At 45.7% G+C, this 18,449-nt stretch carries 19 protein-coding genes and 4 pseudogenes; 7 read left to right on the top strand and 16 right to left on the bottom strand.

What is annotated here, in order from left to right:
• Positions 1-18 precede the first annotated feature (18 nt).
• The 10 genes from spaP to invF are packed head-to-tail and all read right to left on the bottom strand — an operon-like array spanning position 19 to position 10,280.
• Positions 19-693 carry an SPI-1 type III secretion system export apparatus protein SpaP gene (gene spaP / locus NA197_RS06965; protein ID WP_000526016.1) on the bottom strand — a complete coding sequence of 225 codons (675 nt, stop codon included), beginning with the start codon at positions 691-693 and terminating at the stop codon, positions 19-21.
• On the bottom strand, positions 683-1,594 hold the full coding sequence (gene spaO, locus NA197_RS06960; RefSeq protein WP_000058734.1) for an SPI-1 type III secretion system protein SpaO: 912 nt from the start codon (positions 1,592-1,594) through the stop codon (positions 683-685). The genes spaP and spaO overlap by 11 nt, the downstream gene beginning before the upstream one ends.
• On the bottom strand, positions 1,594-2,604 hold the full coding sequence (gene spaN, locus NA197_RS06955) for an SPI-1 type III secretion system protein SpaN (RefSeq protein ID WP_064042857.1): 1,011 nt from the start codon (positions 2,602-2,604) through the stop codon (positions 1,594-1,596). Before spaN ends, spaO begins: the two co-directional genes overlap by 1 nt.
• Positions 2,604-3,047, bottom strand: coding sequence for an SPI-1 type III secretion system protein SpaM (spaM, locus tag NA197_RS06950; protein ID WP_000555884.1), 444 nt, complete (start codon positions 3,045-3,047; stop codon positions 2,604-2,606). Before spaM ends, spaN begins: the two co-directional genes overlap by 1 nt.
• Positions 3,025-4,320 (bottom strand): SctN family type III secretion system ATPase InvC, encoded by a 1,296-nt coding sequence (invC, locus tag NA197_RS06945; RefSeq protein WP_000856766.1) that lies wholly within the window; start codon positions 4,318-4,320, stop codon positions 3,025-3,027. Before invC ends, spaM begins: the two co-directional genes overlap by 23 nt.
• On the bottom strand, positions 4,317-4,724 hold the full coding sequence (gene spaK, locus NA197_RS06940) for an SPI-1 type III secretion system chaperone SpaK (protein ID WP_001164066.1): 408 nt from the start codon (positions 4,722-4,724) through the stop codon (positions 4,317-4,319). Before spaK ends, invC begins: the two co-directional genes overlap by 4 nt.
• Positions 4,725-4,747: 23 nt before the next feature.
• Positions 4,748-6,805 carry a type III secretion system export apparatus protein InvA gene (invA, locus tag NA197_RS06935; RefSeq protein ID WP_000927218.1) on the bottom strand — a complete coding sequence of 686 codons (2,058 nt, stop codon included), beginning with the start codon at positions 6,803-6,805 and terminating at the stop codon, positions 4,748-4,750.
• A gap of 24 nt (positions 6,806-6,829) precedes the next feature.
• Complete coding sequence (gene invE, locus NA197_RS06930) at positions 6,830-7,948, bottom strand: type III secretion system gatekeeper InvE (RefSeq protein ID WP_000612171.1); 1,119 nt, start codon at positions 7,946-7,948, stop codon at positions 6,830-6,832.
• Entirely contained in the window at positions 7,945-9,633 is a 1,689-nt protein-coding gene (gene invG, locus NA197_RS06925) for a type III secretion system outer membrane ring protein InvG (RefSeq protein ID WP_000848101.1), read from the bottom strand. The genes invE and invG overlap by 4 nt, the downstream gene beginning before the upstream one ends.
• Complete coding sequence (invF, locus tag NA197_RS06920) at positions 9,630-10,280, bottom strand: type III secretion system transcriptional activator InvF (protein WP_023166786.1); 651 nt, start codon at positions 10,278-10,280, stop codon at positions 9,630-9,632. The genes invG and invF overlap by 4 nt, the downstream gene beginning before the upstream one ends.
• 455 nt (positions 10,281-10,735) lie before the next feature.
• On the opposite strand from invF, the gene invH reads away from it, so the two are divergent.
• From invH to NA197_RS06905, 3 genes are all read left to right on the top strand, one after another.
• Entirely contained in the window at positions 10,736-11,179 is a 444-nt protein-coding gene (gene invH / locus NA197_RS06915; protein WP_000715096.1) for an SPI-1 type III secretion system invasion lipoprotein InvH, read from the top strand.
• Positions 11,180-11,610: 431 nt separating this feature from the next.
• Positions 11,611-12,060, top strand: a complete 450-nt coding sequence (locus NA197_RS06910) for an STM2901 family protein (RefSeq protein ID WP_000381612.1) — start codon at positions 11,611-11,613, stop codon at positions 12,058-12,060.
• Positions 12,045-12,392 (top strand): DUF1493 family protein, encoded by a 348-nt coding sequence (locus NA197_RS06905; RefSeq protein ID WP_001669174.1) that lies wholly within the window; start codon positions 12,045-12,047, stop codon positions 12,390-12,392. Before NA197_RS06910 ends, NA197_RS06905 begins: the two co-directional genes overlap by 16 nt.
• A gap of 272 nt (positions 12,393-12,664) precedes the next feature.
• On the opposite strand, the gene NA197_RS06900 is transcribed toward NA197_RS06905, so the two are convergent.
• The gene (locus NA197_RS06900) at positions 12,665-12,991 is read right to left on the bottom strand and encodes a hypothetical protein (RefSeq protein WP_000393300.1); all 327 of its coding nucleotides are present in this window, start codon (positions 12,989-12,991) and stop codon (positions 12,665-12,667) included.
• A gap of 240 nt (positions 12,992-13,231) precedes the next feature.
• On the opposite strand from NA197_RS06900, the pseudogene NA197_RS06895 reads away from it, so the two are divergent.
• The 3 genes and pseudogenes from NA197_RS06895 to NA197_RS06885 all read left to right on the top strand — a co-directional run.
• Positions 13,232-13,421 (top strand): annotated as a pseudogene (locus NA197_RS06895) (IS3 family transposase); the annotation flags it as partial.
• A gap of 269 nt (positions 13,422-13,690) precedes the next feature.
• The gene (locus NA197_RS06890) at positions 13,691-13,981 is read left to right on the top strand and encodes a DUF1778 domain-containing protein (protein ID WP_000855694.1); all 291 of its coding nucleotides are present in this window, start codon (positions 13,691-13,693) and stop codon (positions 13,979-13,981) included.
• Positions 13,978-14,505: a GNAT family N-acetyltransferase gene (locus tag NA197_RS06885; protein WP_000971649.1), complete on the top strand. Its 528-nt coding sequence runs from the start codon at positions 13,978-13,980 to the stop codon at positions 14,503-14,505. The genes NA197_RS06890 and NA197_RS06885 overlap by 4 nt, the downstream gene beginning before the upstream one ends.
• Positions 14,506-14,577: 72 nt before the next feature.
• On the opposite strand, the pseudogene NA197_RS06880 reads toward NA197_RS06885, so the two are convergent.
• A pseudogene (locus NA197_RS06880) lies at positions 14,578-14,993 on the bottom strand (transposase); the annotation flags it as partial.
• 226 nt (positions 14,994-15,219) lie between these two features.
• Here NA197_RS06880 and pphB point away from each other — a divergent pair.
• A complete protein-coding gene (gene pphB / locus NA197_RS06875) occupies positions 15,220-15,876 on the top strand; it encodes a protein-serine/threonine phosphatase (RefSeq protein WP_031604883.1) in 657 nt (218 codons plus the stop codon).
• Between the two features lie 244 nt (positions 15,877-16,120).
• On the opposite strand, the gene NA197_RS06870 is transcribed toward pphB, so the two are convergent.
• From NA197_RS06870 to NA197_RS06855, 4 genes and pseudogenes are all read right to left on the bottom strand, one after another.
• The gene (locus NA197_RS06870) at positions 16,121-16,615 is read right to left on the bottom strand and encodes a hypothetical protein (RefSeq protein WP_064042858.1); all 495 of its coding nucleotides are present in this window, start codon (positions 16,613-16,615) and stop codon (positions 16,121-16,123) included.
• Positions 16,616-16,641: 26 nt separating this feature from the next.
• Complete coding sequence (locus tag NA197_RS06865) at positions 16,642-17,310, bottom strand: hypothetical protein (RefSeq protein WP_000445914.1); 669 nt, start codon at positions 17,308-17,310, stop codon at positions 16,642-16,644.
• A gap of 207 nt (positions 17,311-17,517) precedes the next feature.
• Positions 17,518-17,697: pseudogene (locus NA197_RS06860) on the bottom strand (hypothetical protein); the annotation flags it as partial.
• Between the two features lie 199 nt (positions 17,698-17,896).
• Positions 17,897-18,294: pseudogene (locus tag NA197_RS06855) on the bottom strand (cytoplasmic protein); the annotation flags it as partial.
• Positions 18,295-18,449 lie beyond the last annotated feature (155 nt).

Below are 18,449 nucleotides of genomic sequence, written 5' to 3'. Positions count from 1 at the left end.
TCCCGTCTCGTAATGATGTCATGTTGCAATGTCCATATACTGTAATATCAATCCTTTAGACAGTAAGGTCCAGCCATCAAGCGCGACAAAAAGCACCAGCTTAATAGGTGTAGATATCGTCACCGGACTCATCATCATCATCCCCAGCGCCAGTAGCACGCTGGATACCACCAGGTCGACGACGACAAAGGGCAAATAAAGATAAAAACCAATTTTAAACGCGCTTTTTATTTCGCTCAGCGCATAAGCAGGTAATAACGCAAATATTGAAGGTTTTTCAATTTCATCTTTGTCACGCTTTACCGTCTCGGTCTCTTCTCCATACTGACGCTTCAGTTGCGCGTTTTCAAAAAACTGAACTAACTCGCGATCTGAATATTTGATCAGATAATCGCGATAACCATCCAGACCTTCATCAACGTGTTTACTTAATGATGAAATATCATTAAAGGTGACATCTTCGTCCTCAAAATAGACGTAGGCATCATGCATTATGGGCCACATAACAAACATAGAAAGCAGCAATGCGACGCCGTTCAGCGTCATATTTGAAGGTATCTGCTGCAATCCCAGGGCGTTACGCACCATGACAAATACAATAGAAAATTTAACGAAACAGGTTCCTGACGCAATAATAAATGGCAACAGGGTGGAAAATGCCAGTAAGGCAATTAATGAGATATCATTCCCCATTACCAGACTCGCTCAGCCATTCATGGATCTCAACGCCTAAGGTGTCATTCATCTGTACCAGTTCGCCATTACCCAGCAAAACACCATTCGCCATAATTTCAACGTTAAGTTCAGCATTGGTCGGCAGTGATAATAGCTGTTGCTGCCCCATGGCTTCGAGTTCGGCGAGGGTAACGTTCTTACGATACAAAACAAATTCCAGTTTGACGGGCAATTGATTCAAGCCAGGCAGAGTTTCTGCAGTTTCAGTTGTATTATTTTCTTCTTCGATATGTTGAATATCTAACGTTTCCACAATAATTCCCCCTTCAACACGGTTGAAATGACCTAACTTTTTCGCGTAGCAATAAACTTCCGCACGGGAAGTACGAATCAGGAGTACATCTCCGATCCCGATTCGGCCCAGCAACGAACGCTGCGTATCACTGCTACCGATTACAAAGCGCAACGGCCAACGCAGCATTTTCGGCCTGCCGCCCCCGACTGCAGGCAGTTCAGGAAGATGCTCAAACCACAGGCCGCCCCGATCGCTCATAATGTGCAACAATTTCCCTTCCGGCAGCGCGCTTCCCGGTACGGGGTTCTCTACGCATAAACGCCGACAGGACAAATGCGGCACGGGCAACTCAAACGGTCGCTCTGTTGCAGCAAGCCAGGGAACGACCAGGTGCTCAGCGCCAGCAGAAACCGCCGCCCCCGCCAGAGCGGGAGAGACATGCTCAAGCCAGTCCCCAGGTTTAATCCAGGCCGACCACCGTTTTTCTGCATCGCTCAACCGAACCCACATTCCCTGTCGCGTCGGATATTCCAGCGTCGCTTCCCGGCCATGGCGCTGGCATTCTGTCGCGGTTTGCGCCAATAGCCATTCGCGACGATCAATCTGTCTCACACGCAATGACATCAGGCGTCATCCTCCTCGCCAGATTGCTGTCTGTGCTGTTGCTGCTGCGGATTTTGTTGATCGTCTCGCGTCAGGTGCCAGCGCTGGGGATTACCGTTTTGCCATTGATCATGCAAACGATGTTCAACCTGCGTATTTGACGGTATTAACGAAAACTCCCCTGCTTGCCGCGCCTGAATATTGACGGAATAGTCATTTCCCCAGCGCTGAAAACGGTAAGTCAGCGAGCTATCCTCTCCTTTCACGCCATCGGCAGTGGGAAAAATAGTCATCATCGGCTTTGATTGCGCCGCTAAAGGCATTTTTTCATCGCCGCCGGTTAATTGGCTAAGATCGGCGATAGTGGTTGGTTGCAGCGGAAGCTGAGAAACATCTTTAACCTTTTTATGATCTTTATCTTCAGGCTTACCGGTATTGGCTGTGGCCATTCGGGCAGGTGCGACATCCCGCGCCAGCGGCGCGCCCTCTTTACGAACGCCTTCGCCCGCGATGGCTTTATTATCCCCAGGCAATGCCTTGATATTATCGTCAGAGATTCCCGTGGCGTTATCGGTTACTTCACTAACGGATTCCACAGCTTTTAAATCAGCAGATAATTTTTTACCGCTTACGCTTTCTAACGGCCTATTTTTAGGCGATAGCAACGCTGCGGATTTATCTACTTTGGCCTCCGCAGAAATCAAACCGACAGATTTTTCAGCAGTGACTTTCAACAGTTTTTCAGCAATCCTGAGTTCGCCTTTTCCGTTATGATGCAGACCAGAAACGTTGCCATTGTGATGTTCTGATTTCGCTGGCGCGCCATGTCGCCATGCCGCCAGTAATACCGGTAAAGCCGTTTCTTTATGCATTACGAAAGCATCGCCATAGTCGCGATCTTTTTTATCACCGGAATATTCTGTCTTATGTTTTTCCACCGCTTTTTTTAATGCTTCTGATAAACCGCCAACCTCATCCTGCTGCGGCAGTAAAATGTTCCCGGATGAACTGACAGCTGACACATCGCCCATTAAATTATCTCCTCTGACTCGGCCTCTTCCTGCTGTATCTCTCGCTGGATATAGTGTCTTTTCTGACGGATTATCCAGCGTTGATAGTTCCCTTCTTTGCGCAACCAATATTTACTTTTTTTCTGAAACTCTTCCCTTTTCTTTTCCAGCTCGCTCCGTTTTTCCTGAATTTGTATAATCTGGAGTTCTAAATCTTTTATCTGCCGGCGAACAATAGACTGCTTACGTAATAACGTATAAATTTCCTCACGACTGAGCTGTCTGTTTTCTGCACGCAGCGTATCTAATAACAATTTCAGACCCGCTATTTGTTCAAGGATCGCCTCCTCCTCGGCCTGCAGCCCGCGGTCCTCATCCTGATAGCGAAGTAATATCGACTCACACTGTGAATGAAATACCGTACAGCGCCGCTGCAATACTTTAATTCTGGTCAGCGAATGCATTCATACCGCTCAACGTGTCATCAAAGGATGAATATTGCGCTACCGGCTGGCATAACCAGGCTTTCAGGCTATCCCGCATCTGCATCGCCCGATCGTTATCGATATTTTCGCCAGGACGATATTCTCCCAAATCAATGAAAAGCTGGAGCTCTTCCAGACGCGTCATTAATTTACGCACGGCAGATGCCTGTTCAGCATGTGTCGGCGTCGTGACTTGTCCAAAAACGCGGCTTACGCTTTTCAGTACATCGATTGCCGGATAATGTCCCTGCCCGGCCAGCTTTCTGCTCAGATACAGGTGACCGTCAAGGATAGAGCGAATTTCATCCGCCATCGGGTCCGCCTCTTCCTCGCTCTCCAGCAGTACCGTATAAAAGGCAGTAATGCTTCCCTCGCTGGTCGCCCCGGGGCGTTCCAGCAAGCGGGGCAAATTATCGAATACGGAGGCGGGATAACCTCGACGGGCCGGACGCTCTCCCGACGCCAGTGCCACATCTCGCAAAGCACGCGCATAACGGGTCATGGAATCGATAAAAAGCACGACCCGTTTTCCCTGGTCGCGAAAATATTCCGCTACGGTTGTCGCCAGTTGCGCCGCATTGCAGCGATCGACCGAGGGGAAATCGGAAGTGGCAAAAACCAGCACGCATTTTTCTTTCTTATGCGAAGCGCGCAACATATCCACGAATTCAGTGACCTCGCGGCCTCGTTCACCGATAAGACCGATAACAAAGACATCCGCCTCCGTTTGCTCGATCAGCATATGCATCAGCATGGTCTTACCGCATCCTGCGGAGGCAAAAATGCCCATTCGCTGGCCTACGCCACAGGTCAATAACCCGTCAATCGCGCGCACACCGGTAATCAGCGGTTCACGGACGCCAACGCGCGAAGCGTAAGACGGCGGTGCGACATCAATAACGCGTTCTTCGCTAATCGGCGCCACTTCAGGGGTAAAACGCTCAACGATTTTCCCCGTCGGATCCAACACCGCGCCTAATACCGAGTATCCCACCCACGCCGATAACGCACGTCCAGTGGGATAAAGCACGACATCGCGGCTCAGCCCCTGGGCGTTGCCGATAAGGCTCAGCACAGTGCGTTCCCGCTGTAAGCCAACCACCTGCGCACGTGCAACAACCTGTTTTTGGTGCCAGCCACGGCGTATTTCACACAGTTCGCCAATGGCCACATCGCGCAATTCCGCCTCAATAATTGGGCCGGTTATTTTTTGTGGGTAGGCCAGATATTGCAGTAAACGAGGTGTTTTCATCTCATTAGCGACCGACTAAAAACTTCCAGATAGTTGTAAAACCCATTCAAGGCAGTAGAGAACTTTTCACCGTCAGATAAAAAATCCGGATGCACTAAGGCTTTAAGCGTTAGCTCCCCATTCTGCTCCCCCAGTAGTAATTGCCCGCCGCGGGCAAAATGGCATCCTTCCATGATGGTCATTAAGATTTCATAAGCCCGCTGTTGTAATACCACCATGCTGTCAGCCCCCAATTGCGCCCAGATCCATACATCATCGTCCTTGACGCTGATACAGATACTTGGCAATGCAAATAAATCCAGAACAATTGTTGAATGGCTATCTATTCCTCCAATTAATGAAGGATCGCAACCACTTACTTCCAGTGCGGAACGAACTAATTCAGCGATATCCAAATGTTGCATAGATCTTTTCCTTAATTAAGCCCTTATATTGTTTTTATAACATTCACTGACTTGCTATCTGCTATCTCACCGAAAGATAAAACCTCCAGATCCGGAAAACGACCTTCAATCATTTTCTTAATAAATCGACGGACATCGACAGACGTAAGGAGGACAAGATCTTTATGTGCAATCAATAAATCATCCAACTTAAGTGTAATGAGATCCATCAAATTAGCGGAGGCTTCCGGGTCGAGGCTGAGGAAGGTACTGCCAGAGGTCTGACGGATCCCTTTGCGAATAACATCCTCAACTTCAGCAGATACCATTACTGCTCGTAATTCGCCGCCATTGGCAAATTTATGACAAATATAACGCGCCATTGCTCCACGAATATGCTCCACAAGGTTAATGACATCTTTTTCTCTTGGCGCCCACAATGCGAGCGCTTCCATAATTAATTTCATATTACGCACGGAAACACGTTCGCTTAACAAACGCTGCAAAACTTCAGATATACGTTGTACCGTGGCATGTCTGAGCACTTCTTTAAGTAAATCAGGAAATTTCGCTTCCAGTTGGTCCAGCATATGTTTTGTTTCCTGAATACCGAAATATTCATTGACGTTGCGCGCCAGCGTCACCGCCAGACAGTGGTAAAGCTCATCAAGCGCGTTCCGCAACACATAGCCAAGCTCCCGGAGTTTCTCCCCCTCTTCATGCGTTACCCAGAAATACTGGCTGCTACCTTGCTGATGGATTGTTGGATTAATGCCAAAGGACACAACTTCATCGGAATAATTTATCACTCGCATCAAATCAAAATAGACCGTAAATTGTTCAACACGGATCTCATTAATCAACAATACGATGCTGTTATCGTCCAGGCCCTCGCCATCGCGTAACAATACTTCCGGCAGGCGCACGCCATAATCAATAAAGAACTGACTACGTAGACGCTCCGCAAGTTGAGCTTTTTCCAGATCTTCACGCCGGCTCTTCGGCACAAGTAATATCAACGGTACAGTCTCTGTAGAGACTTTATCGAGATCGCCAATCAGTCCTAACGACGACCCTTCTTTTTCCTCAATACTGAGCGGCTGCTCGCCTTTGCTGGTTTTAGGTTTGGCGGCGCTACGTTTTGCTTCACGGAATTTAAAATAGAAGAGTACGCTTAAAACCACCGATAAAATAACAAAAACCGGCAGCGGGAATCCCGGCAGAGTTCCCATTGAAATGGTCAAAATAGCCGTAACAACCAATACAAATGGGTTGTTCAACAGCTGCGTCATGATATTCCGCCCCATGTTATCGCTATCGCCATTTACGCGAGTCACGATAAAACCGGCACTAATCGCAATCAACAATGCGGGAATCTGGGCGACAAGACCATCACCAATGGTCAGCATGGTATAAGTAGACAGAGCGGAGGACAAATCCATACCATGGCGGGTCATCCCCACCGAAATACCGCCAATAAAGTTCACAAAGATGATAATGATGCCGGCAATAGCGTCACCTTTGATAAACTTCATCGCACCGTCAAAGGAACCGTAAAGCTGGCTTTCCCTTTCCAGTACGCTTCGCCGTTCGCGCGCGGCATCCGCATCAATAATACCGGCCTTCAAATCGGCATCAATACTCATCTGTTTACCGGGCATACCATCCAGAGAAAATCGGGCCGCGACTTCCGCGACGCGTTCTGAACCTTTGGTAATAACGATAAACTGGACCACGGTGACAATAGAGAAGACAACAAAACCCACCGCCAGGCTATCGCCAATAACGAATTGCCCGAACGTGGCGATAATTTCACCGGCATCGGCTTCAATCAAGATAAGACGACTGGTACTGATTGATAATGCCAGACGAAAGAGCGTGGTAATTAACAGTACCGCAGGAAACGTTGAAAAACTGAGGATTCTGTCAATGTAGAACGACCCCATAAACACCAATATCGCCAGTACGATATTCAGTGCGATCAGGAAATCAACCAGATAGGTAGGTAATGGAATGACGAACATAGAAATGATCATCACCATTAGTACCAGAATCAGTAATTCAGGTCGTAAACGAGCACTGTTAAGTAGAGAAAGCAGCACTATAGGTATCCTGTTAATATTAAATTAAGACAGCTTTTCAATAGTACGACGCTGTTCTGCCATTTCATGCTTGTAGGCAATATCGGTCATACTACGTAACGCCATTAACAATTCTTCCTGCCAATATTCTTCATAAAAGAGTGAAGAGGGTATGGCTTTACATACTTGATAAAATATCTGCAAAAAGGATGCATGTTCTTTATGACTAAGCAATAACGCATTCAAGCCTATAATATCGGCTAACAGCGAATCTACTTCATGTGGCTGTTGCAATAGCGAAAGCATCAGTAGTAACCACGACGACTCCTCCGCATTAAACGCTTTGGTAAACGAATACGACAACAATGTACTCACAAACAGCAGGTCAGCGGAGCGCAACATTTTAAGTTGCGTCAGGCGTCGTAAAAGCTGGCCAAACTCCAGACGCGAACAGCTGGCGTCATTCGCGTCAATATCGGTTAATAGCGAACCCTCGATAAAATCCAGTACCACCAGTCGACGTTGATAGCCATAACTGGCTATCCAGTCAGAGTAAATCTCCACTTCATGTGACTCACTCTGGATAAATTGCCGATAGCTGGCGCGCAATAAGCCTGGTTTTAACGATAATGTTTTCCCAAAAAGCCGGGCCTTCAACGCACAATTAATCCCTGCCTTGAGGGTCTTCGGATCGGTTTGCTCTTCAACGTGCTTAAGTAACGACTCCAGCTTTTTCCGCACGATCTCTTCCAGGTCTTTACGACGAAGCAATTCGCGTAACACAAGGACTAAATCACTGGGGTCAGGAAATAAGCTACGCGCCTGACGTAAAAAATCTTCTAACGCGCCGCCATGTACGCTAATTAGCTTTAATATTTGCTTCGCCTTCGGTAAAGCCTCATCCTCCAGCACGCGTTCAAAACTGTTAGATAAATTACTGGATTTTTTTTCATAATCGCGACGGTTACGAAATTGCGCCAGCGCCGCTGACATTTCGTCCGTCGACTGGACAAATTTTTGTACTTCCGCCCCTGGAGACGAATCCTCTGCGGCCTGTTGTATTTCCGCCTGTTGCGCATCAGTATGCTGGGTCGCATCCTGATGAGATGTCTGCCGGGACAATATTCTGGAAAATGAAATACCGGAGGTTGAGCCAGGAATCATTTAATTGCCTCCTGACCTCTATCCAGATAAACACGAACCCATTTCTGTAACTTATCGTCCCCACTCCAGGCACCGCTTTGCTTCAGAATATTGTTTACCGATTCGCTGGCATCCGGCGTTAACGGGTCGACAATTTCTTTTGGTTCAATCATGAACACACGAACAACATTACTTTTATTCTTACTGGAATAACGGAACAGGCTACCAATAAGCGGTAATTTGCCTAAAAACGGAATACTTTGGACAGTATCGGTATTTGCATCCCGTGTATAACCACCGACCAGCAAACTTTTTCCGTGCGGAACTCTCGCAATAGTGCTAATTAACGTTCGCCCGACTTCGGGTAACGCATCTACGGAGGTGGTAGTATCGGATTGCGGCGTCTTATCGTTGCCATCTTCAATGTCCAGCGACATTTCTATCTGACCATCTGCGGAAAAACGGGGCAGCACTCGGATCATTGTTCCGTATGTTACATGCTCAAGCGCCACATTACGTTCCCCAATCAGCTTGGTGTAAAACGTTCTGTTGTTATCAAAAATAGCGGGAACATTTTCCTGAGTCAGTAATACCGGGCGCGAAACCACCGTCGCCTGTTTCTTCTCTTCTAACGCATTTACCGCGGCGATGAATCGGCTGCCATCGAGGGTACTTATTGAAGACTGGTTTAATGACACGCCAAGTTTGTCCCCAATAGTAATGCTGCCGCTCCATGAAGTGCCCAAACGCTCCAGATCGCTTTTATTAAGATCGACAATCCACAGGGATAATTCTACGTGACGTTTGGCGACATCCAGCGCTTTAACCAGCATTTCGATAAAATGCACCTGCTCAGCCGTTCCCTTTACTAACAAACTGTTGGTATCCGGATAGGCCACGATTTTAATATTGCCCGCCGCGGCATTTTGCTTTAAAGCTTCCTGCAGACTCATGCCACCGGCATAATTTGCTGCTTTACCTTTTTCTCCATTCGCTGAAAACGCTGGCATCGCTGGGGGTTCGCTACTGACAATATTACCTAAAGGTTGCTCTTCTCCCTGCAACAACCTTTCAATGGCCGTGGCAATACCGGGGATAACCATTTTCTGATCGCGCAGATTGTAGGTACGATCGCCCACGAAGGTATTGTTCAGACGCATCACCCCTATTTTCTGGCGTCCCAGCTCAATACCATCGTTTTGCTTGTCCATCATGGTGGCGGCGTTGACCACCATATCAACATAGACGGGTGGCCCTGAAACATAGAATGTTCCTTTACGGTTATCGCCACGTAGCGGGTAATTTTTGTTATATAAACCTGAGCGTTTTAGAAAATTGTTGAACTCATTGAGTGAGACGTTGCGTAAAGAAACCACGGCATTGCGCATTTCACTGGCGTCATAAATATAGATAGCCTGCCCATCGAAATACCAAATCAGCCCCAGTTGTAGGGAAAGCTTCTCCAGTAATGCGTTAGGATCGTGAAACTCAAAGTTGCCCGTAATTTTTTTTCGTGCCGCCATTTTGCTAACAATGACAGGCTCCTTTAGCTGTAGCGCCATGGCATCGAAAAATGTCCGCAGGCTATCGTCTTTCGCAACAAACCCACTTCCCGTTACAGGTATTTTTTCACTAGAATAACCAGGTGCAACCAGAACAAGCGCGGCACATGCCAGCACTCTGGCCAAAAGAATATGTGTCTTCATTTGTCTGCCAATTGAATAATATTTGATAATTTCCGCGGCGAAACGCCGATCAGCTCTTTGATCTCACTAGAAAAATGTGAAGGCGATGAGTAACCATGATTAACGGCTAATTGGGTGATGTTCTCGTGGCCTTCTACACTATTCAGCAGCGATTGCGCCATACGCCAGTTTCGTAATTCACTCTTCGCTTTTCCGCCCAACGCTCTGCTGCACAAACGACGAAAATGGGTATAAGAAACGCCATAGTCTTCTCCCAGCATTCTCATCGTGTTGCCGCTGGTTGACTGAGCGAGTAAATAGCCAACCAACCAGTAACTCTCGCTTTTTCGTAACAGCGCCAGTACCTTATTGAAGGCAGGAGAAGGCGTAATAATTTGCTGCAAAAACCAGTACTCGCAGCGTTTACGATCTTGCCAAATAGCGCGAAACTCAGGACTCAGCAAAACCCATTTATCGGATTCAGCATATGTCGTGTCCACTAATCCTGCGCCATCGATAAATGCCAGTAATTTGCTGAGTACTTCAATTTTTAACGGTCGAAAAACCACGTCTCCTGATACTGGTGCGACAACGGCCTGCTCGCAAAAAAGCAGCGCGCCTTCCTGAATCAGGCAGTTTTCATTGTGTCGGCTTTCAGAAAATGACATATGCAGCTTTTGCGCGGAACACGTCTGTATAAACCATGCTTCCGGGCTGCGGATTTTCCGCTTCTCTCCTTCTTTAAGTACTTCCTGCGTATTTAGCATAGTTGTCAGCACCAGTTAAAAATCATTTTAATATGTAAACAATACCGGGAGCGGGTGGCAAAATCCTGATGCAATCATTATGAAACTGATGCCACCCGCTAATTAAATTAGCCAACTTGCACAGCACCCGCTGATTTAAAATAGAAAATCAGCTCATAGTATATAAATTCTGGCTTATTGTTCTGCAGCAGCAAAAATTCAGATATTGTCATCTGGATGGAGAATTAATTATTTATATCAGGAGTTTTTTTTGCTAGCATTCCTGAAACGCATTCGCCCCTTATCACTATTGTCAGATAACATTCTGACGGTTGTGTAAAAACATTGCGCCTCATTCTTCTGTAGTTGGAGTTAATATGAAAAAATTTTATAGCTGTCTTCCTGTCTTTTTACTGATCGGCTGTGCCCAGGTGCCCCTCCCTTCCTCCGTGAGCAAACCGGTACAGCAACCTGGCGCTCAGAAAGAGCAACTGGCCAACGCAAATAGTATTGATGAGTGTCAGTCTCTTCCGTATGTGCCGTCAGACCTTGCGAAGAATAAATCATTATCAAACCAGAACGCTGATAATTCCGCATCAAAAAATAGCGCAATCAGCTCAAGCATTTTTTGCGAAAAATATAAACAAACCAAAGAGCAGGCGCTCACCTTCTTCCAGGAACATCCACAATACATGCGTTCGAAAGAAGATGAAGAGCAACTCATGACCGAATTTAAAAAAGTTTTGCTTGAACCCGGAAGTAAGAATTTAAGCATATATCAGACGTTACTTGCTGCCCATGAAAGACTGCAAGCCTTATAAGGCCATATCACCGTTGGCTGAACTCATCATGATATAATTAAGACCATATTTTGCATTGCCACTTAATATCAATATAATTATTATAGCTATGGTCACTTTTACGGTTGGCCATTTGTCTCTTACGTTGCATTTATCAATCTGCTTTTTGATACAGCAGCACCTCGCTGCTGCTTTTTTTATTTGCGATAAAGAACTGCCTCCCAGACTCGGGAAAATAGCCGAAACTTATACTGACAAACTATCGTCTCGTATATCGCGGTAAACTGACATCCCCCTCTTGCCCCACATGTTGGCATTGTTGCGATACCCCATCCACTTTTCGCGGATAACGTTCTTTTTACCCGTGACAGCGTATTGACGACCAGGCTAGTATAGCGGCAGAAACGTCCCGATGCCTGGAATGAATGGCAAACAGTCTATAAGGTGATTGAATGGATACGACAGAAGAACTAAACGGAACCTACTTCTACCACGGACAATCGAACCTGTCAGCAGGTGAACTATTTGATGTAATTTTCCTTGAGCAATTTTGTGATGAACTTGGGATTGGCATTGAGTCAGGTGCTGCTATCCTCGCCGGGCAACCGTGGTTAAAAACCAGAACGAAACCGGGAGAGGCAATCAAAGGGACAAGTGTTATCTCCAGGTATGGGAGAATGCTTTTACGAAATGCACGAACTCCTTTTGGTATTAGAGTTCCTACACCCGTTGGTATAAGAATGCGAAAAACAAATAATCTTGCCGCAGTCATAGCACGATATGTTCCATGGTTAGGTTGGGTTGGTCTTGTGAATTCAATTTACCAGGTATCAAGGAGAACTCAGGCAAAATACAACCTAATAGCACGCCCTAAAGATCGTATACAATGGACATCCTTTTGATGGACACAATTCAGCAAGAGGTGTTAGCACTCTTCCGTGAAGAGATTCCCGGATATTTAGACAGCAATTGGAAAGAAATCCCATTAGAACTTGATTCTGATTTATTTGAAGCTCCAGGCGATGACCTGCATGAAGCTTTGGATAAATTTGAAAAAAAATTTAATGTAGATTTATCACAAGTTAAATGGTCGTGTTATTTCCCTTGGGAGAATACTCCACTGCTTACACGATGGTTTAAATTAAAACGGGAAGATGTAGAACGAACTCGTAAGCCTTTAACAATCAGAATGTTTTCTGAATCAGCGAAAGCTGGGAAATGGCTTTATGATTAATGAAAAACATGTCGAATTAATCAGGAGCTAATTACTATGAATTTTATTAATCGATTAAAATTAAAAGTAGTAAATTTCATATACTTTTCAAATTAAAATAATGTGTTGTATCTACCTTTCGACCACCAGTAACTCTGACGCCATCCGTTTTAAATTGACCATTTGGTTCTGGTGGTATATCGCGAGTAGATATTTCTGAAGTACTTGACTATTCACTCTTTTTTAGCCTGCATGTATGGTGGCGACGATGCTGTTACATAGGTACCGGTATATTACCAAATTGATTCTGCCAGATATCCCGCCTCACGTAGAGCATTCATAATTTTATTCGCTAATTCATACTGATATTCATACGAGGTATTCTCCATGGAAAATACCGTTAATTCATATTTATAATACAGCCAACCATCATTCTCATTTATCAACTTAGGATTACAGTCATAATTTATTTCTATTGTAATCATTGTATTTTCGTATCTTAAATATAATAAGTTCACTTTTATTATGTCTGGAATCCCTTGGGATAAAAAATCAATTAACTCATATTTATCCAGATCAGACTCAACAACGATTGTGAATTCAGAGTTAACTTCTTCCATTATGGAACCTCAATATATGGGCCTCTATTAAACGGTGATGATTGTTTCATTACCGATACCTGTATTTTTGTTACATCATCCGGATGAAAGTGTAGGATATACATCCTCCCATATGCCACCTTCATCACCAGGGCCTAATGCACGCCGTTGAGCCTTTGTTGATTTTTAACCTTCTGATCTTACTCAGCAATAGTGGACACGCAACTAAGTGAGTAAACGCTCAAGCAAGAGGTGACTCACATAACAAAACCAGCATCAACCACCAAAAAGCCACGCAAGCAGCACGCGCTTGAATTTCGTCAGGAAGCCCTGAAACTGGCGGAACGCATTGGGGTGGCCGCTGCCACCAGCGAGCTTAACCTGTATAAATCACAGATCTACAGCTGGCGAAACTCAGCTCTCTTCTTCTGAACGTGAGCAGGAGATGTCCGCCGCTTAGGGTTGTGTCCCTATTACGCGGGTAGGATCAATCAAGCAGTTACGGCAAAAAAGAGAATCATGAATATATTTAGCAAACTCCCTGATGATACGTAATCAGTGAGATTAAAGTAATACAATCGCGATAAACCGAAGTTAATCCCCTGTTTAAAGACAGTGAACGACCTTCTTGCCATGCCTGGACTATATCAGCCTCACATGTACGCCTTGAAAGCGTACAGATATGTATTATAATTGTACATATTGTTCATAAACAGGAGGATGAAAACCATGCCTCAGATAGCTATAGAATCTAACGAAAGACTGTCGTTACGTGTATCGACGGATGCCAAAAAGTTGATAGTCCGCGCTGCGGCAATCCAGCAAACCAACCTGACGGATTTTGTGGTCAGTAACGTACTACCTGTCGCACAGAAGATTGTTGATGCCGCCGAACGGGTATATCTGACGGAGCGTGATACTCAAATGATCATGGAAATTTTAGATAACCCGCCAGCGCCGAATGAAAAGCTTCTTGCCGCTGCTTTCGCCCTGCCGGACATGAAGAAATGATGTTTACAGACTGGCATGAGGCCGCGATAGGGAAAACCCACAATCGAATGAATTTTGATTGTGGGGATGCCGATCTGAACCAATTCCTACAACGCCATGCACTACAAAATCATGAGAAAGGGACAACGAAAACCTATGTTGCGCTTGATAATTCGGATGTTACACGTATCCACGGCTTTTACTCAGTCAGTCCTGCATCACTGATATATGCACAGGTTCCCGGCGCAATCAGCAAAGGATTAGGGAGATATGATGTGCCAGTGTTTCGTCTGGGTCGTTTAGCCGTAGACAAATCTATGCAGGGGCAAGGGCTGGGAGCACAACTTTTGTTATCTGCCGGAAAGCGTTGCATACAGGCGGCTTTGCAGGTCGGCGGCGTAGCCCTGCTTATTGATGCCAAAAATAAACAGGTCTGCGACTGGTACAAAGGATTTGGCGCAGTACCATTAAACGATCAACCCCTTTCCTTGTTGCTGTCGTTTAAAACGCTTTATGCTGCTTTATCTGCATCTGGTAGGTTATGACAACATGAGGCTTTGTTGAATAATTCAGAATCGGCCAACGATAAGGATACAGGACTCCCATCGGAGCACTCGTTATACGAGCCTGACGCTGGTCGGCATTGCCAACAACGTCATCCGGTTCAGCGCTTTGACCATCGCCATCGCTTCACCCACCTGCGCACCATAGTTCCGCTGGCTCAGATGGCCGCCCAGCAAGGTTTTGATACGGAACATCGCTGTTTCCACTACTGAATGACGGTGATAGCCCACTTTCTTTTCCAGACCTCATTGCTGCCGCTCCGATGTTGATTCGCCACCGCGTGGTTACGCTCATGGTACTTGCCCGGCCAGTATCGCGCACCGCTTCGTGGCGGGATTAGCGGCCTGATTAATAACACATCATGGCAATAGCGCGTGTCATAAGCGCCGTCAGCCGAGGCTTCCCTGATTTTACGGTGAGTCTGGCTAATCAGCCCCGGCAGTGCCTGCGCATCTGTCGAGCCTCTGAGCGGGAAAGTATGCCTTTGCAATTAATCAATAAAGTGTTGCGCGAGAAATCGTGCATCTTTCAAGCACATCGTCTACTTTAATTAACCGATTCATAAAATATATATTCTCTGTTGATTTCTAGCTTGTAGGCTATTTTAATAACTGTGTATTTTAAAGAATAAAATTTAATATTACCCTATTTCTTTGTTATAATACCAGCCTCCAAAATTGTGCTATAGGAACATCATGGAATTAATCCGTTATGCTGACATCAACAGCGATCTCTATCGCCACATTTGGGTCGTTGGTGATATTCATGGATGTTACTCCTTATTGTTATCAAGACTGGCTCAATTACATTTCTCTCCTGATACCGATCTCTTGATCTCCACTGGAGATAACATTGATCGAGGAAAAGAAAACCTTGAAACACTGAGACTGTTAAATGCCTCATGGTTTATTTCTGTAGTGGGTAATCATGAAGCTATGGCGCTTGACGCTTTTGAAACACAGGATGGCAATTTCTGGTATGTAAACGGTGGTTACTGGTACGACTCGGTCACCGAAAAAGACAGGCAAGAAGCCACTGAGCTATTACTAACTTTTAAGCAGCGTCCTCACATCATAGAGGTTGAAACGTCCTCAAAGAAGTACGTGATTGCCCATGCCGATTATCCAGATGACAGCTACGATTATGGGAAGCAAGTTGATATTGATAGCGTTCTATGGTCACGCGATCGTCTGCTTGGTTCGTTACAGGGGAATATCCATCCAATACGCGGTGCGGATACTTTTATCTTCGGCCATATGATTGTTGACTACACAACAACATTCGCCAATCAAATCTACATTGACACCGGTTCTTTCTGTTCAGGCAATCTGTCTTTTTTTAAAATAAAGTAATCTGGAAATAGAATTATATAATATACGCAACGATAGCGTTACTTTATTTTGTATTCTGAGGATATATATTCAAACATAGAATTCTATCATAGCATATTAACCCTCCCTGCATTATGGGCAATGATATAGCCTTCAATAAGTACCATTGCCCATTCGTAATAGCGTCTAAATTTCGCGTTTTTCTGCCCATTTCAGCATTAAGATCGCAGGCCAAAAAAACGAAGCCGTAATCCGACGCAGGTAGTTACTCGAGCGCCTGAGACGAGTAAAGATCGCACATCTCAAGATACCTATCGGAAGAAAGCGCAATAACCGTGGTGGCGAAATGGATCGGCTTGCCTTCATGCAACACAATCTTAATACTGGCGGCGGCCGGGATGAAGTTAATGCTCTGTGAATGCCAGGTGTTTTCGGCGATATTTGTCCAGGCCGCGAATTTGCCATTACAGAAGCGAATACCTTCACGACTGATGGTGACTGCCGGCTTTGCCGCGCTTAAAAATGAGCGAGCCAGGCGCACAATAAATAACAGACTGCCGCAACAAATAAGTCCCATAAAGACGGCACCGCCAGTTTTGGGCTCCTCGGGATCGGTGGCCATATTCACCGCCAGTGCAATAAAAACTCCCATCATACAAATCCAGAACACAATACCAACCAACGTTTTAGATCTGGAATAATAGATATTGAACTCCACAGGCATGTTTTGCTGGCTGGTTTTTGATACGTATAGTTCCATTGATTCATCCTTGTATAAAAATGTCGTCAGGCGGGTAAACGCTGGGAAAGAAAGTTGAGCAGCAGCGGCTCATTGACGATAGTGGAGCGGTCGATTTTGCAGATCCGGCCCGTAGCGGTGCTAATCATCAGATAGCTCATTGAACTGCCAGCACCCTCCTCGCGCTGGGTGCGAATACTGGCGATCTGCGCATACGGCACCGCCCGGTTTTTGTGTTCAAGCCGATCCGCCAGCGCGGTCACTTTGCCGAATTTAAGACGTCCATCGGCGGCGAGGCGCGCCCCCAGCGCAGAACCGTGTCGCCGGACAAGTTCAGCAGCCAGTCGGTCGTAAATTCCGTTGCCATCGTTCCAGAAATCAAGGTAGATGACGTACTTCTTGCCGCCACTGTGGCGCAAGATGAGTTTGTCGGATTGATGGAGCAGACGCATTGATTCAAGCGCATCGTAATGGATAACACGATGCCCGGCCTGCAACGCGGTTTCGGTTAACGTCATCCTGCGCGGCGTAAACAGAAACAGAACTGTGACGCTGAATTTCCAGATGATAAACAACAGGCCCACCAGTAGCGATATACCGGAAAGCCGATAATTCACGGTGGCTGTTGCTATGCTGAGAATAAAAAAACCGATCCCGATAGCAAACCATTTCAGCTCCGAAAGCGAAAGATGCCGGGTGTATTGACGACTTTCCATGATGGTATGGTATCCCTGATTTTACTGTCGGCGTATTACGTCAGGTTGAGTAAGGAAGCTATATCCGTTATGTTTTAGGTTATATACACTTCATCCTTCAGGCTGCCGGAGCAACTATTGTACGCTCCCGGAGATTAATGAGAGACATCCTGCCTCTCACCGAAGACCAACCACGAGCCTATACACCATTCGGTGTAAATGCCTTTCTCAGAAGTGAACGTCCAGGCGGCTACCGAACCCGAGCGTGATAATAAAGCGACTCGTTGTCATGAGCCAGTCCCTTAGCGACATTGTCCATTTTCGGATGTCGGCCTGAATTGCCAGTCACACGACCTTTTTCACTGACTCGTCCGTCGGAAACACCGTACGCTTTTTAATAGCATGTTGATTATCTATGCCGGAAATGCGGGTCTGGTTTTTCTTCAGCAGACGATCGAACGGGCTGAGATCTTCAGGTATTTTGAGATTTTGGCCAGTGCATTAGCCAGAGCCTGCAACTGTTTTTCGTCCATAAAGCAACCAGCTTTTGATGTTGAATCGAACATATCAAAATCAGGCAATTACACAATTTTAATTACAGTCTCATTTTGAGTTCGGAAGCATCCGTTTCCCTCTTAATTTTGTTGGGATTTCTCTTTGTTGCGAGCATGGTCTGAACTAATTGCCTGGCTACTTGCCTTGTTTCGTCAATATTTGGAAAATCGAACACATTTCCAACTTTTACTTTCAAGACAGAACTTGGCTTCCTACCCTCACTGACATTACGATCTGACGAGGCTACTCTTCGCTGGATTACGTAGGTTTTTTTCGTCAAACTGGCTTTTACCCCGAAACCAGCAGGAGCTTCTCTGTGGTCATCGAAAACAATGTAGAGTTTTTGAGCTGGGTTAGCTTCGAAAACGACTTTTCCAGAGCGACTGAGTGCAGGCTTAACATTGATACTTACTTGTTGATAATGAAAGGCTGGCTGAGAGTTGTTTTCAAAGTATCACCCCTGTTGTAGTCCAGGAATGATGAGAATGTAACCTGTCACATTTTAGGCTACAGGTGAGCTACAAATTTATGGGTTTATGTGAGTTTATAAGGGTTTTACCCGGGGCCACATGAGCACTTGAAAGAATAAAAAAACGAGTAAAATC

The organism is Salmonella sp. NW884, from assembly GCF_051700745.1.
In the GTDB taxonomy this organism is placed as follows: domain Bacteria; phylum Pseudomonadota; class Gammaproteobacteria; order Enterobacterales; family Enterobacteriaceae; genus Salmonella; species Salmonella enterica.
Note: the sequence above shows the minus strand (reverse complement) of the source record. Positions and strands in the feature narration are given on the sequence as shown.

Bases quoted from the DNA above. Each gene is read 5' to 3' on its own strand.
- NA197_RS06870 (WP_064042858.1), bottom strand. From the start codon at position 16,615: ATGGAACTATACGTATCAAAAACCAGCCAGCAAAACATGCCTGTGGAG.
- spaK (WP_001164066.1), bottom strand. From the start codon at position 4,724: ATGCAACATTTGGATATCGCTGAATTAGTTCGTTCCGCACTGGAAGTA.
- NA197_RS06885 (WP_000971649.1), top strand. From the start codon at position 13,978: ATGATGTTTACAGACTGGCATGAGGCCGCGATAGGGAAAACCCACAAT.
- NA197_RS06865 (WP_000445914.1), bottom strand. From the start codon at position 17,310: ATGGAAAGTCGTCAATACACCCGGCATCTTTCGCTTTCGGAGCTGAAA.
- invH (WP_000715096.1), top strand. From the start codon at position 10,736: ATGAAAAAATTTTATAGCTGTCTTCCTGTCTTTTTACTGATCGGCTGT.
- NA197_RS06890 (WP_000855694.1), top strand. From the start codon at position 13,691: ATGAAAACCATGCCTCAGATAGCTATAGAATCTAACGAAAGACTGTCG.
- NA197_RS06900 (WP_000393300.1), bottom strand. From the start codon at position 12,991: ATGGAAGAAGTTAACTCTGAATTCACAATCGTTGTTGAGTCTGATCTG.
- invC (WP_000856766.1), bottom strand. From the start codon at position 4,320: ATGAAAACACCTCGTTTACTGCAATATCTGGCCTACCCACAAAAAATA.
- spaP (WP_000526016.1), bottom strand. From the start codon at position 693: ATGGGGAATGATATCTCATTAATTGCCTTACTGGCATTTTCCACCCTG.
- invG (WP_000848101.1), bottom strand. From the start codon at position 9,633: ATGAAGACACATATTCTTTTGGCCAGAGTGCTGGCATGTGCCGCGCTT.
- spaN (WP_064042857.1), bottom strand. From the start codon at position 2,604: ATGGGCGATGTGTCAGCTGTCAGTTCATCCGGGAACATTTTACTGCCG.
- pphB (WP_031604883.1), top strand. From the start codon at position 15,220: ATGGAATTAATCCGTTATGCTGACATCAACAGCGATCTCTATCGCCAC.
- spaO (WP_000058734.1), bottom strand. From the start codon at position 1,594: ATGTCATTGCGTGTGAGACAGATTGATCGTCGCGAATGGCTATTGGCG.
- invF (WP_023166786.1), bottom strand. From the start codon at position 10,280: ATGTCATTTTCTGAAAGCCGACACAATGAAAACTGCCTGATTCAGGAA.
- invE (WP_000612171.1), bottom strand. From the start codon at position 7,948: ATGATTCCTGGCTCAACCTCCGGTATTTCATTTTCCAGAATATTGTCC.
- NA197_RS06910 (WP_000381612.1), top strand. From the start codon at position 11,611: ATGGATACGACAGAAGAACTAAACGGAACCTACTTCTACCACGGACAA.
- NA197_RS06905 (WP_001669174.1), top strand. From the start codon at position 12,045: ATGGACATCCTTTTGATGGACACAATTCAGCAAGAGGTGTTAGCACTC.
- spaM (WP_000555884.1), bottom strand. From the start codon at position 3,047: ATGCATTCGCTGACCAGAATTAAAGTATTGCAGCGGCGCTGTACGGTA.